Annotated in this window: 15 protein-coding genes; 5 read left to right on the top strand and 10 right to left on the bottom strand. The window is 29.8% G+C overall.

Annotated elements, in window-relative coordinates:
• Positions 1–187 precede the first annotated feature (187 nt).
• Complete coding sequence (scpB, locus tag K9L97_01415; GenBank protein MCF7871668.1) at positions 188–1,177, top strand: SMC-Scp complex subunit ScpB; 990 nt, start codon at positions 188–190, stop codon at positions 1,175–1,177.
• 38 nt (positions 1,178–1,215) lie between these two features.
• Here the strand turns inward: scpB and K9L97_01420 are convergent, their stop codons facing one another.
• From K9L97_01420 to K9L97_01435, 4 genes are all read right to left on the bottom strand, one after another.
• Positions 1,216–2,085, bottom strand: coding sequence for a TIGR00269 family protein (locus tag K9L97_01420; GenBank protein ID MCF7871669.1), 870 nt, complete (start codon positions 2,083–2,085; stop codon positions 1,216–1,218).
• A gap of 8 nt (positions 2,086–2,093) precedes the next feature.
• Positions 2,094–2,288, bottom strand: coding sequence for a MoaD/ThiS family protein (locus K9L97_01425; GenBank protein ID MCF7871670.1), 195 nt, complete (start codon positions 2,286–2,288; stop codon positions 2,094–2,096).
• A 55-nt stretch (positions 2,289–2,343) separates the two neighbouring features.
• Positions 2,344–2,526: a hypothetical protein gene (locus K9L97_01430; protein MCF7871671.1), complete on the bottom strand. Its 183-nt coding sequence runs from the start codon at positions 2,524–2,526 to the stop codon at positions 2,344–2,346.
• A gap of 227 nt (positions 2,527–2,753) precedes the next feature.
• Positions 2,754–3,020: a hypothetical protein gene (locus K9L97_01435; protein MCF7871672.1), complete on the bottom strand. Its 267-nt coding sequence runs from the start codon at positions 3,018–3,020 to the stop codon at positions 2,754–2,756.
• Between the two features lie 97 nt (positions 3,021–3,117).
• On the opposite strand from K9L97_01435, the gene K9L97_01440 reads away from it, so the two are divergent.
• A complete protein-coding gene (locus K9L97_01440) occupies positions 3,118–3,978 on the top strand; it encodes a stage II sporulation protein M (GenBank protein MCF7871673.1) in 861 nt (286 codons plus the stop codon).
• 20 nt (positions 3,979–3,998) lie between these two features.
• Here the strand turns inward: K9L97_01440 and K9L97_01445 are convergent, their stop codons facing one another.
• Positions 3,999–4,655, bottom strand: coding sequence for an OB-fold nucleic acid binding domain-containing protein (locus tag K9L97_01445; GenBank protein ID MCF7871674.1), 657 nt, complete (start codon positions 4,653–4,655; stop codon positions 3,999–4,001).
• 406 nt (positions 4,656–5,061) lie between these two features.
• Between K9L97_01445 and K9L97_01450 the strand changes: the two genes are divergently transcribed.
• Positions 5,062–6,369: a DNA primase gene (locus K9L97_01450; GenBank protein ID MCF7871675.1), complete on the top strand. Its 1,308-nt coding sequence runs from the start codon at positions 5,062–5,064 to the stop codon at positions 6,367–6,369.
• A gap of 87 nt (positions 6,370–6,456) precedes the next feature.
• On the top strand, positions 6,457–7,044 hold the full coding sequence (locus K9L97_01455) for a peptidyl-prolyl cis-trans isomerase (GenBank protein MCF7871676.1): 588 nt from the start codon (positions 6,457–6,459) through the stop codon (positions 7,042–7,044).
• Positions 7,045–7,080: 36 nt separating this feature from the next.
• On the opposite strand, the gene K9L97_01460 is transcribed toward K9L97_01455, so the two are convergent.
• The 5 genes from K9L97_01460 to K9L97_01480 form a co-directional block, all read right to left on the bottom strand.
• On the bottom strand, positions 7,081–7,467 hold the full coding sequence (locus tag K9L97_01460; GenBank protein MCF7871677.1) for a hypothetical protein: 387 nt from the start codon (positions 7,465–7,467) through the stop codon (positions 7,081–7,083).
• A 130-nt stretch (positions 7,468–7,597) separates the two neighbouring features.
• A complete protein-coding gene (locus K9L97_01465) occupies positions 7,598–8,365 on the bottom strand; it encodes an alpha/beta hydrolase (protein ID MCF7871678.1) in 768 nt (255 codons plus the stop codon).
• A gap of 9 nt (positions 8,366–8,374) precedes the next feature.
• A complete protein-coding gene (locus K9L97_01470) occupies positions 8,375–9,295 on the bottom strand; it encodes a Fic family protein (protein ID MCF7871679.1) in 921 nt (306 codons plus the stop codon).
• Positions 9,296–9,380: 85 nt separating this feature from the next.
• Entirely contained in the window at positions 9,381–10,598 is a 1,218-nt protein-coding gene (locus tag K9L97_01475; GenBank protein ID MCF7871680.1) for a replication factor C large subunit, read from the bottom strand.
• A 31-nt stretch (positions 10,599–10,629) separates the two neighbouring features.
• Positions 10,630–11,124 carry a hypothetical protein gene (locus K9L97_01480; GenBank protein ID MCF7871681.1) on the bottom strand — a complete coding sequence of 165 codons (495 nt, stop codon included), beginning with the start codon at positions 11,122–11,124 and terminating at the stop codon, positions 10,630–10,632.
• A gap of 53 nt (positions 11,125–11,177) precedes the next feature.
• Between K9L97_01480 and K9L97_01485 the strand changes: the two genes are divergently transcribed.
• Positions 11,178–12,755, top strand: a complete 1,578-nt coding sequence (locus K9L97_01485; protein ID MCF7871682.1) for a hypothetical protein — start codon at positions 11,178–11,180, stop codon at positions 12,753–12,755.
• Positions 12,756–12,762 lie beyond the last annotated feature (7 nt).

A 12,762-nucleotide genomic window follows, 5' to 3' on the forward strand; every position in this document is an offset into this window, starting at 1 on the left:
TAAGGCCACACATGGCTCTTAGATTTAATGTTCTGGAAACACCAGAACAAGCCTTTCAACGAAAGTTGAAAGCGGAGGTTTAATAAATGATAAAACGAAAAAAGGTATCGAAGGGAAATACTTACAGGATAACACAAAAAGAAAAAAGAGGAAAAGATTTAAAAATACAGATTCTTAATCTTTTTTAATGAGTGATTGGAAAAAAATTGAGGCTTTGCTATTTGCTTCTGGAAGATATCTTTCTGAGGATCAAATTATTGAAATGACAGGAATCCCTAAAAATAAATTAAAAAAAGCAATTAATGATCTTATTAAGCACTATGAATCTATTGATACATCTCTTAAAATTTTTCAAGAGGATGGCTTTTGGAAGATGAATCCTAAGGAAGATTTTTCAGATATTGTGCAAAAAGTTGTGAGTGAAGCTGAGCTTCCAAGGCCTGTTATGGAAACTTTGGCGGTTATTGCATATAAGAATCCTATATTGCAATCAGAAGTCAAAGATATTAGAGGAAGCACAAGTTATGATCATATTCATTTATTAGAAGACAAAGGCTATATTGTTAGAGAAAAATATGGCAGAACTTATAAAATTAAGTTGGCTGAGAAGTTTTTTGAATATTTTGACGTTGATGGAGAAAAAGATATTAGAGCCTTGTTTAAGAATGTTAAAAAACCCGACGTAAGTAAGGTCGGTGATCTTGAAGTTTATAATGCGAATGGTGAAGATAATGAATTTGATTCTCAAATTATGGAAAGAATGAAGAAATTGGAAAGTTCTGTTAATGAAGTTAAAGAAAAAGACGATTTTTTGAACAATTTTGATGAGAAGCTTAGTTTGAAAAAGTCTCTTATTGATAGTGCTGAAAAAGAGCTTGATGATTTAAGGCCCAAAGTTTTGGAAAATGAAAATGGTGTTTTTGACGATTCTGATAATTCTCAATTAGAGAACGATGAAGAATCTAAAAAAAATGATGTGGATGATAATATTGATGGAGATTCTAATAAAGATTTTTCTTTAGATAAAATTAATAAGCAAATTAATGAAATTGCAGGGGATGATTCAAAAGAAGATACTGTAGAAAGTTCTTCTAGTGACAAAGATGAGTTTGAAAATGACTCAGAAGAGGATTCAGATATTTTAGATGAAGCGACTGATGCGGATTCTAAAAATTAAATCGTGATTATGTTCAGGGAGTTGGACTTGTTGTTGGGTTATATTTCTTGTTTGAGTCTACATACTTTACACATCATTCCTGTGCAAGGTGATCCGCATAAATAGCATTTTTCTATTTTTTTTAGTTCGTTGTGTTGTTGTAAATCTTTCTTTATTGTTAAATAATGTTTTAGTATATTCAATTTTGTTCCAGGATTTTTTGTTTCTTCTTCATTTAGCAGATCTCTTACTTTAGCTCTAAAACTTAGTGGAGCATAAGGACATTCTTCAAAATCTACGTTTAGTCCTAGAAGAAATGCGTATATCATTATGTCTTTTTCTTTTGTGAAGTAAAAGGGTTTTATTTTTTGGGTAAATTCTGTAATTTCTTTAGTTATAGGTCCTTGTCTTGCGAAAAGTTTTTTTTGTGCTTTGTATATATTCATAAGTATTGCTTGGGATTCATCGTCTAAGTTGTGCCCTGTTGCTATTTTTTTGTATTTTTTAGAATGTTTGTCTAATAGATGTCTTCTGAATGTTCCACACACAGTACATGCAGGTTTATATTTTTTTGATAATTGGTCTGTTGTTTTTCCTATTTCTTTTTTGTATGTTTTTATTGTTAATTTTATTTTTTTATCTTGACAAAATTTTTTTAGAAATTCTAATGATCTATCTCGGTATCCATTTATTCCTTCATCTATTGCTAGTGCTTCTATATTGAATTTATGTTTATGTAATATGTGTAGCAGTGCTACTGAGTCTTTTCCTCCTGATGCTGCAACGCATATTTTTTCTTTTTTGTTTTTTATTAAAGAATATTTTTTTATTGTTTCAAGGACTTGATTTTCAAAGTATTCTATGAAGTGTTCTTTGCAGTATTTAGGGTTGTCTGCTACCGCCATTTTTTTGCATTTGTCACAGTTCATTTGTTTTTTTATCCGCCACTTATAACGCTTAATATTTTTATTTCGTCATTTTCTTCTAGTTTTGTTTCTAGCGTTATGAGTTTTCCGTTTTTTGCTATTATTACTTCTTCTTTGTTTATTTTTAGTTCTTTTAGAAGTTTTTCTGCTGTTCCAATGAATTCGATGTCTTTTTCTTGTTTTGTTTTTTCTATTATAATTTTCATATTGTAATGGTAGATAAAAGTTGTTTAAAAATTATGTGTATTGTTTGTTTATTTTTTAGAAAACAGAGTTTTTATTGAATGCTTGGCTCAAGTAATATTCTGCTAATGCTTTTGTTGGTTCTTTGAATTCTGATTCGTATGCTTTTGAATAATATTTATTTTGTGGAAGTAGCAAGTCCATTATATTTTTGAAGGAAGCATATGTCTTTGCTTCTGCATAAGCTATGTTATCATTCATGTTTTTTTTTGAGATTCCTTGACCGTTATAATTTGTTGCATCTAAATTTATTTTGAATTTTTTTGAAGCACTTAAAGGTAATTTTATATTGTATAAAAAGTTTAGGTATTTTATGTTTTCTTCTGGGTCTGTTCTAAAAAGTGTAAATGATTCCTGATCTTTACCTTTTGAAGATATTTTTTCATGTTTTAAGTAATTCGGGACAAATATGGGCTTGTCAAGAAAGTTTAATGAATACGAACGGAAATAATTATTTCTGAATCGTTAACTTCCAGTTCATAGTTGTGTTTTGCTTTTTCGGGTATATTATCAAATGATTCGAAAAAATTTGCGTTTTGTTCGCTTAGTCCTTTTAGTAGCTCAATAGATAATTTTATTGTGGCTACAGGTTGTGCCATTTCAAATAAGTGCATCATTTGCATGAATGGTTCGTATTTTTCTATTTTGTCTGAATTAAGAATTTCTTTTTGACTTTCTGATAAAGTATAAATCATTTGTATGTTCTGCAAATGAAACTAACTTTATTAATTCTTCAGTAGCGACTTATTTGTTGACAAAAAGTTTATAAATGCAAGATTTAGATTTGTTTTAATGGTTTTAGAATCTATCATAGATCCTGTTGTGGCTGAAGATAAAAAGTATAGGCTTCTTTGGATTGGCGCTTTATTTTTGTTTATTGCAGTTATTTTGAGTTTGATGGTTTTTGAGGCTTATGCATCTATTTTAGTAGTTACATTAACGGCCATTGCTGCTGTTCCACTTATGTATAATATTATCAAGTTAGAGGAATCTAAAGATATTAAATTGGATAATGAGCGTTCTATTTTAAAAGAGCATGGTAAAGCTTTAGCTGCATTTATGTTTTTGTTTGTGGGAATTACTATTGCTACTGCAATAATATATACTGCTTTGCCTTGGGAAACTGCAAAGACTGCTTTTAGTGCTCAGACCGAAACTTTACAAAATATCAGGGGAAGCGTTACAGGCAATACTATTTTGGAACAACTTGTTATTTTTGAGAAGATTTTTTTTAATAATGTTAAAGTTTTAATTTTTGCGATTTTGTTTAGTTTTATTTTTGGCGCGGGTGCTATTTTTGTTTTGACTTGGAATGCTACTGTTATTGGTGTTGCTATTGGAAATTTTGTTAGGGGCAATTTAGCTAGTTATGCGCATCTTGTCGGGCTTGATAAAGTTGCTAATTATTTTACAACTATAGGTATTGGGTTGTTTAAGTATGCAATTCATGGAATTCCTGAAATTTTAGCTTATTTTACTGCTGCGCTAGCTGGAGGAATTATTAGTGTTGCAGTTATTAGGCATGATTTTGGCACGCCTAAATTTGAGAAAGTTATTTTAGATACTGCTAATTTGTTGTTAATTAGTGTTTGTATTTTATTTATTGCTGCAGTACTAGAAGTTTGGGTTACACCATTAATATTTCCTTTTTAGTTAGTATGTAATTAGTTTTTTTATTCTAAAATTTTTATTTTTCCAGGTCTTGCTTCGAATATTTCTCCTTCGTTTATTAGAAGTGTTATATATTTTTCTGCATCAGAGTTTTTGATTTGATCTATTACTTGTTCTATTTCTGCTCCATCTCCTTTGTCTAGCTTTCTTATTGTTTCTACTATTTTTTGGGAGATATTTTCAGGTTTCTTTATTTCTATTAAAGGAGGTATTTGTTTTTTTAATGGTTTTTCTATTAGTTTGTCTTGTGTGTTTTCATTATCATGATGGTTTTTGTTATCTATGTCTAAGTTTAATTCCATTTTTCTATATTGTATCCATTTTGTATTTTGTATTTTTTTTAGTATTTCTGGGACGATGTATCTTTGGTTGTTGTATTCTCTTGGTTTTCCTATCACAAGTATTATGTCTGCTACATCTATGTTTTCTGCTTTTTCATGGTCTGAAAAGAGCATTAGATTTATTTGGCCAGTTCCGTCATCTATAGTTATTGTGTTGTTTTCTTTGGATACTACCGCGGCTAGTATGTTCACTCTGCTTATTTTTTTGTCATTTTTTTCTAAGTAATTTGGTTCCCAACCTTGCTGTTGTATATATCTTGATGCTAGAACTGTGTTTATGTTACATTTGTATGCTGTTTGTCTTTGGATATCTGGCATTTTATCCGGTAATCAGGGGTCATATTTAAATTGTTTCGATATATATTTTCCATATAGTTAATAAATGGAGTTTGTACATAATATTTATATACAGAGATTCATTTCCTCAGGTAAAGCCCGACACGAGAGTACTCAATGGAGCTTAAGGCGAAAGTTTGTCAAAAACGAACCACCGAAACTTATGTTTCGTGTGACCGAGCAATGAGCTTGGGAGTTAGTGTTTCGGGCTACAATCATAGTCGTAAATTCCCTTAAAGGAACAAGTCAATATCATTATCATTTATTCACAAATTGTTTTTATGTGGAAAAAAGAAGGTGAAATATCATAAACCGCCAGTAATTTGCATGGCTCTACAACTTGTTCTAAAAGGGATGACTAAAATATAGTAACGGAGGATTGAAAGAAATGGCTAAAATAGCACAAGTATCAGCAAAATATATCATACACGCAAAAATTTTTATTGAGGGCGTAGTTGATCGTCCGGATGTAATAGGTGCAATCTTTGGACAAACAGAAGGTCTCTTAGGAGCTGATTTAGAACTAAGAGAATTGCAAAAATCTGGAAGAATTGGTAGAATTGAAGTTAATGTAGATGTGAAAGGCGGTAAGACTTCTGGCGAAATAATAATACCGTCAAGTCTTGATAAAGCAGAAACTTCAATTGTTGGAGCAGCAATAGAAATAATCCAAAGAATAGGACCTTGTAATGCGAAATTACAAGTTGATAAAATTGAAGATATTAGAGTTAGCAAAAGAGCTAAAGTTATTGAAAGAGCAAAAGAGCTTCTTAAAGATCTTATGGACAAATCAATGCCAGATTCTCAAGAATTGAGTGATGAAGTTGCTCATTCTGTAAGAATGATGGAGATTACAAGTTATGGCAGAGAAAATTTGAGTGCCGGACCCGGTGTTGATGAGAGCGATGAAGTTATTATTGTTGAAGGAAGAGCGGACGTTTTAAACTTGTTAAAGCATGGTTTTAAGAATGCTATTGCAATGAATGGAACTTCTGTTCCTCAGACAATAATTGAGTTAAGTAAAGAGAAAACAATCACTGTTTTTGTTGATGGTGATAGAGGTGGTTCTTTAATAACTCAGGAATTAATGGGTGTTGCTGAAATTGATTATGTAACAAGAGCTCCTGATGGAAAAGAAGTAGAAGAATTGACTAAGAAGGAAATTCATAAGGCTTTAAGAGCTAAAGTTGCTTCTGAGCAAGCAAAACTTGAAATGACTACTGATTCTCAAAGAAGCACAAGTAGCTATTCTCAGAGGAGCACAAACAGTAGTTCTGCAAGCAATAGTCAAAGAAGACCTCCACAGTCAAGGCAGAGCAGTTATAGTTCTCAACGAAGTTCAAGTTCTTCAAGTTCAAACAGTAGCAGTTCATCATCTCAATCAAGAAGCATTAAAAAAGATGCTACTGCAGATGAGAAGAAGAAGTTTCAGAGTTTAATTGAAGATTTGATAGGCACTAGAGGCGCATATATTTTGGATGAGAAATTAAGTATATTAGGTAAAGTCCCTGTTAGTGAACTTCAAAGCACTATCAGAAGTCTTGGTTCTGGCATTTACGCAGTTGTGTTTGATGGAGAAGCAGATAAGGATCTTATTAATATAAGCGAAAGAGCAAGTATCAATTTTATAGTTGCTATGAGTTCTCAAGTAAAAGATTCGACAAGATTAAAAATATATACTGTAAATGACTTGTAAACTCGAGTGTTTTCATAATTTTTTTATTTTTTACTATAATTTTATTTTAGGGGGGATTGTATGAAAAAATTTATTGTTATACTAATGATGTTTTTGGTTTTGGTTGTTTTTGGTTGTAGTACTGAAGATAAACAAAATGAGTCTGGAGAAATAAATAATTCTGAGGTGAATAATATGAGTAATGTAGTAGTTCTTGAAACCAATAAAGGCAATATTGAGATTGAATTAGATAGAGAATCTGCTCCTGATACTGTAGAAAATTTTTTGAGTTATGTTAATGAAGGATTTTATGATGGATTAGTGTTTCATAGAGTAATTAAAGGGTTTATGATTCAAGGTGGTGGTTTTACTCAGGAAGGAATTCAAAAAGAAACCAAACAACCAATTAAACTAGAGTCTGACAATGGATTGAAAAACTTAGAAGGAACTATTGCTATGGCAAGAACCAGCGTTCCTGATTCTGCGACGAGTCAGTTTTTTATTAACACAGTTGATAATGACTTTTTAAATTATGCTATCGGCCCTGGTAGAGAAGGATATGCTGTGTTTGGAAAAGTTGTTAAAGGAATGGATGTTGTTAAATCTATTGAACAGGTCTCTACAACAACAAAACAAGGCATGCAAGATTGGCCAGTGGAAGATGTTGTTATTAACAAAGCATATGTTAAGAATTAATTTCTTTCTTTATTTTTTCTTTTAATTTATCTCAGATCAACCATAACCTCCTTTCCACGGACGAATATCTGTACTAAAAGAAGTATAAGTAATTTTGATAAAATCAACATCATTATCTTTGAATTTATGAAATTGTAATTCACATTTTTTTGTAGATGATTTATAAGATATTTTTTTCCCAACCAATTCTTTAATAATTTGGTCAGCATCCTTTTCTGAGTCCGCCACATTTAATGATAAAATAAGTTCGTTTAAAGAAGAATAAGGTATCTTTTTTTCAAAGTTAAAAAATCCGATTGTTTTTTTCTTTAAATCATTAAAAGTTGCATATTTCAACTCTTCTCCAGTCATCAATTTATTTGTATTATTTTCTTTCGCAATCGTGAATTTTTCAATTATTGAATCATCTATGTATTTACTCATACTGAATGGAAATATAAAACAACTTATAAATGTTGTTATCTTCACTACATGACAGTAGCACATCTTTTCGGGCAAATAGGTTCTTTAATTTTAAACTCGTTTTGTTTTCAACTTTAAATTTAGAAATTGTTCATTTTGCATGTTTTATTACAAAGTTAGAGATTATTTTTATCATCTCTTCAAATTCTCCCTCATTCTCAAAGTAATGTGTTGCATTTTCCATTATATGAAGCTCACAGTTCTTGAATATTTTTGATATTTTTTTGCTCTGTTTTACTGGAACATCAACATCTTTTGCTCCGTGAACTATTACTACAGGAATATCTATGTTTTCTGCTGCTTTGTAACCATCATTAGCATCATAGTCTTCAAAGAACGTGTAGTTAAGTTTTTCTTCATCTTGTGGTCTGCTTGATTTATGAGAAATGTATCCTTGTTCTTTCCAATTTTTGAGTTCTTCTTTTGATTTTTGTTCCAAGTGCTTATCTTTATAGTTTGATACAGGACATTTTAGTCCGAGAACGAACAAATCGTTTGTTTTTGAAGCTGCAATTGTGCTGCTTATTCCTCCAAAACTGCTCCCTATTAATCCTATTTTCTTGTATCCTTTTTCTTTCATTAATTCTATAGCTTTGAGTATCCCATCAGTTGCTTTTGTTATTGTTATTTCCTTGAATTTCCCGCCACTTTCTCCGTGGCCGTAAAGGTCAATTCTAAAAGAGGCAATATTGTGAATGTCAAATGTTTCTTTTAGAAATGTGTTTGTAGAATTGTTCTTATGAATAATAAAACCATGAACACATATTATTACTGGTTTTTCTTCTTCTGGATTTGGATCTGATAATATTCCTACAAGCTTTGTTCCAATTGAGTCTTTGAATGTTATTTTTTGTTGCATTTTTTCACCTTAATTTGCCATTTCATAATTAGTTACATATTCTTCATAGCAAAATTTTACTATTGCTTGTTTCTTTCCTCTTCTTGTGTTGTTGAGTGCAGATATATATTTGTTTCTTCTCTTGCTTCTTATTGCGATTGGAAGGAACTCTTTATTCATCAGAAACCAAGCCATCAACAATCTCCCAACCCTTCCATTTCCATCTATGAAAGGGTGTATTATTTCAAATTGTGCATGACTTTGAAATATCACTTCAAATTCATTCATTTTTTTGAATGCTTTTTTTATCCAAGTAAATAACTGCTTCATTTTTTCATCTACAAATAAGTAAGATGTTGTGTATTGATTATCAACATAATTTTGAGATTGTTTGTATTTTCCTAATGTTCTATCTTCTTCAATTGTCTTGTTGACTTTTTCATGCAGAATCATTAAATCTTTTTCTGTAGGCATTCTCTTTTTGTTTTCTTCGATGTACTCCCATGCTTCTAAAAGATTTTCCGCCATGTTTATTTCTTTCTTTGTACTTCCTGAAGGAGAAATGTTTTCAAAGAGATATCTGGATGTTTCTTTTACTGTCATTGTTGATCCTTCTATTGCATTGCTGTTTGCTATGAATATGCTTAGGAATCTTTGTTTTTCTTTTTGTCGCGATATTTTGTCCAAAGATTTAAGATGTTCTTTGTATTCTTCTGAAGCTTTTTTCATTTCTTCGTGTCTCTGATAAGATAATTCATCTTTAAAATCTGTAAGTACCCAATCTTTTTTTTCATATGAGAATTTCATGCAATCAAATTCTTCTTTGGGAATAGGTCTTTTTTTTCCTATGTATTTTATCGTTTTTTGCTTAACTTTGTTTTTTTCTCGTATAGAGTCAACTAAGTATAAGTATTCGTTTCCTTTAATTTTTTTAGTTACTATACTGGCCATTTTAGAAGTTAACCACTACAAATTTATATATTTTTCGACGAGAAACTAATTAGTTTATAAATAAGCAAAGAAGTTAACCACTACATTATTTTGTCTTTAGCCATGCAACTTCTTCATCTGTTAAGTCTAGGTATTTTGATATTTTGTTTGCTTCTTCTTTGTTTTTCTTAAAGATTGCTTGCAAGAATGGAACTGTGCTGTAAAACGCGTCTTTTTGACTTGTGTGCGTTTTTTGTGCTAGTTTTTGTGCTATTCCTTTTTTCTTTGCATTCGCATTATTTATTATCCATATTTTTAATAGTTTAGAAGATGGTTTGAATTTTGAGATTTTTGTTAGTTTTTCTTTTTTACTTAATGCTATTCCAGCGCTTAGCAGTTGATAGCAATATACGTAGAATCTATAATATTGCCATCTCCTTATTCTTCCAAAGAAAACGTTTGCTAAACTTAAATTTTGAAAAGCATTGTTCATTGTTTCTGGTTCTAAATATTGTTTTGGTATATTTTCTTCTACCCATAAAAATATTTTATCTAGGTCTTCTTCTATTTCATCGTATGCAGACAATGCAATTTCAGGGTTTGTTGTTTTGAAAATTAGTGTTAATGCATCTTCTATTTTTTGCGTGTTTTTTCTTTGAGAAATTTCTTGTAAGTCTTTCATTTCTATTTTTTGTTTTCCTGTGCTTATTGTTTGTAAATCATTTATGGCAGCCCTTATATCTCCGTCTGATGTTCTTGCTAGTTGTTTTAGTGCGCAATCTTCATATTTTATTTGCTCTTCTTTGCAAATTTTTTCTAAAACTTGTTTTATTTCGGATATTTCTGGTGTTTTGTATTCTATTAGTTCGCATTCTTTTCTTAGGGCTTTTACTTTGTCAGAATATGCGTCTTGTCCTATTATTATTACGGGAAAGGAAGATTCTTTTATTATTTTGATTATTGATTGTATTCCCCCTCTGTCTTTCATTCCTGAAATTCCTTCTATTTCATCTATAAGTATTATTTTTTTTGTTCCAAACAGACTCATTTGTTTACTTGCACTTCCAAGTATTGATTCTATTGCGTCTTTATTTCGTGTATCTGATGCATTTAGTTCTATTAATTCGTAGTTTTCTTGACCCGCTAATGCGTATACTGAAGAGGTTTTTCCGTTTCCTCTACCTCCATATAAAAATATGCCTTTTTTTCCTTTTTTGTGTAGATTTATTGCTTGTTTTAATTTATTTATTTGTATCGTTTGGCCTATAACAGAACTTGTTTTATTTGGTAAATATTTTTTTATCCATGGCACGTTTTTGTTCATGATGTTAGAGTGTTTCTTGTATTTATATGTTTTATTCAAAGTTTAATGTCAGTTGTTCTTCTTGTTCTTTTTTTAATAAATTGTATAGATCGTTTGTTTCTACTAAAACTTTGTTTAGTTTATTGTATTTTATGTTATGTATTAGTTCTATTTTTTCTTTTTTTATGTTTTTGTATGATTCAAAGTCGGGATTTACTGAGTCAAATAAGTATTGATTGTATTGTGATAAAGGTTTTTTTGAGAATGTTTCTGTCATGTCTGCTTGTTTTGAAATTAGGTTTAATATTAATAGCTTGTGATAAAATGTTTCTATCGCGAATTTTTTTAGATCGCTATGTTCAGGACATATTATCGAAGAAATGTTTATTATTTCGTTTATTACTTTCTTTTGATTTAATTGGGAGCGCGAATAGTATTCTTTTAGTAGCTTTTTTCCATCATTTTTTTTCAGTTGTTCCTCTTTATAAAAGAAGAAGTAATATGGGACTAAATCGACATCAACCATCTCGTTTTTTATAATCATCATTGAGTGGGAAAAAGACAAATATATTTAAATTTGGCTGTTTTTCTAGGAAAATAATGAGAGATTTTATAGGGGGTTTGAGGAAATTACAAAAAGAAGGAGTGTTTGAAAATGTTAAAGTTGATGAATTAAGACTTGTTATTTCAAATAAGGGCATCAATATCCCCACAATCTATAAAGATAATTTAAAAAAAAGTGCGGACTTAGACAAAGACGATAAACCCAATAAAACAAGTTTTTCTAGGATTTTGAAAGATTTATCTGATATTTGTAAAATTTATTTTAAAGAAGAATATTCTGGTCTTGTTTCTTCTTTGAATTATAATTCTGAAATTATTTTTGATAGTTCTGGTTTTTTACCTGGAGATTATTTGACTAGAAATTTTTTATTATCTCAAAATGTGAAAATTGAAGAGCTTTTAAATTATGGATTAGTAAAAAAAGTCGATGATTCTAATTATTTAAAAGATTACCTTTGTGTTGCAGATAATTCGTTAGTATTTACTGCAAAAAATTTCGAGAACAAAATAACAGGTTTTGTTTTAGAGACTGCAAACAGCGATTTGATCGAAATAAAAAATCCTAAAAATGTAAATAATTTGATTTTGGGTCTTGATTTAATTGCGCCAAATGTTGATTCTAAATCTATTTATTTAGCGAGCAGTCCTAGTGACATGCTTAATTTGCAATCAGAAAAGAAACTGAGTATTTATTCAAAAAAAATTAATAATGACTTGTTAAATTTGTTAGATTCATTGCCTGATTTAAGACGTGTTGTTATTAGCTATGACAAAAGAGCCAACAAATATTCAGAAAACGAATTAGGTGACAAAATAAAAAAAATATTGGTGTCAAGTAATAAGATATTAAGATTGAAAAATGTAAATGAAAAAAAAGAAGAGTCTTTAGTATCTTTTTATTTGAAAAAAGATAGTTTGTCAAATAAAAGCGATTTGGATGAGTTAAGCTATGAATGGAAAAAGATCTCTAAATTACTAGTTAATTCTGATATTAGTCTTCAGTTAAGTTATTTAAATGAGTTTTCTAAAAGAACAGGTATTTCAAAAGACATACTTTTATCAAGTCAACCAGATATAATTTTTAGTGAAACCGCAAAAGAAGAATCCGCGTGGCTTAATAATCAAGCAAACAAGAGTTATATTTTTGCTAATTATTTAAGTTTGCTCTTTTGTCAGAGTCAGGACATAGTAAAATCTTATTTGAAAGAAATACCTTCTAAAATGATATTGGAAAACAAACACCTTTTTTCTGAGCAGCATACTAAATTATATTCTTTGTTAGAAGAAAATATTGATAATACTCATTTGATAAATTTCTTTCCGTTAAGAAAAATTAAAGGAAAATCTAAATCGTCGTATCCTAATAAAGGAGAATATTATCATACATTACAAGGTCAACAGATTTATGAGGAATTATATAAAAATAGGCATGGTTCTAATAGTTTCCCTAGTGATGTCTTTGATATGTTAACAAAACCAATTAGTGATTTTGAGAAAATTAGTGTTTATGCAAATGAGATAAAAAACATTTTGCATGAAAATAATTATAAACGTAATATTAATCAACACATATTATCTGTTTTTTTTGATAAAAAAACTCGTGTTGAAAATTAAATTAACA

The organism is Candidatus Woesearchaeota archaeon, assembly GCA_021735165.1.
In the GTDB taxonomy this organism is placed as follows: Archaea; Nanobdellota; Nanobdellia; order Woesearchaeales; family 21-14-0-10-32-9; genus JAIPET01.

Bases quoted from the DNA above. Each gene is read 5' to 3' on its own strand.
- scpB (MCF7871668.1), top strand. From the start codon at position 188: ATGAGTGATTGGAAAAAAATTGAGGCTTTGCTATTTGCTTCTGGAAGA.
- K9L97_01420 (MCF7871669.1), bottom strand. From the start codon at position 2,085: ATGAACTGTGACAAATGCAAAAAAATGGCGGTAGCAGACAACCCTAAA.
- K9L97_01425 (MCF7871670.1), bottom strand. From the start codon at position 2,288: ATGAAAATTATAATAGAAAAAACAAAACAAGAAAAAGACATCGAATTC.
- K9L97_01430 (MCF7871671.1), bottom strand. From the start codon at position 2,526: ATGAATGATAACATAGCTTATGCAGAAGCAAAGACATATGCTTCCTTC.
- K9L97_01435 (MCF7871672.1), bottom strand. From the start codon at position 3,020: ATGATTTATACTTTATCAGAAAGTCAAAAAGAAATTCTTAATTCAGAC.
- K9L97_01440 (MCF7871673.1), top strand. From the start codon at position 3,118: ATGGTTTTAGAATCTATCATAGATCCTGTTGTGGCTGAAGATAAAAAG.
- K9L97_01445 (MCF7871674.1), bottom strand. From the start codon at position 4,655: ATGCCAGATATCCAAAGACAAACAGCATACAAATGTAACATAAACACA.
- K9L97_01450 (MCF7871675.1), top strand. From the start codon at position 5,062: ATGGCTAAAATAGCACAAGTATCAGCAAAATATATCATACACGCAAAA.
- K9L97_01455 (MCF7871676.1), top strand. From the start codon at position 6,457: ATGTTTTTGGTTTTGGTTGTTTTTGGTTGTAGTACTGAAGATAAACAA.
- K9L97_01460 (MCF7871677.1), bottom strand. From the start codon at position 7,467: ATGAGTAAATACATAGATGATTCAATAATTGAAAAATTCACGATTGCG.
- K9L97_01465 (MCF7871678.1), bottom strand. From the start codon at position 8,365: ATGCAACAAAAAATAACATTCAAAGACTCAATTGGAACAAAGCTTGTA.
- K9L97_01470 (MCF7871679.1), bottom strand. From the start codon at position 9,295: ATGGCCAGTATAGTAACTAAAAAAATTAAAGGAAACGAATACTTATAC.
- K9L97_01475 (MCF7871680.1), bottom strand. From the start codon at position 10,598: ATGAACAAAAACGTGCCATGGATAAAAAAATATTTACCAAATAAAACA.
- K9L97_01480 (MCF7871681.1), bottom strand. From the start codon at position 11,124: ATGATGATTATAAAAAACGAGATGGTTGATGTCGATTTAGTCCCATAT.
- K9L97_01485 (MCF7871682.1), top strand. From the start codon at position 11,178: ATGAGAGATTTTATAGGGGGTTTGAGGAAATTACAAAAAGAAGGAGTG.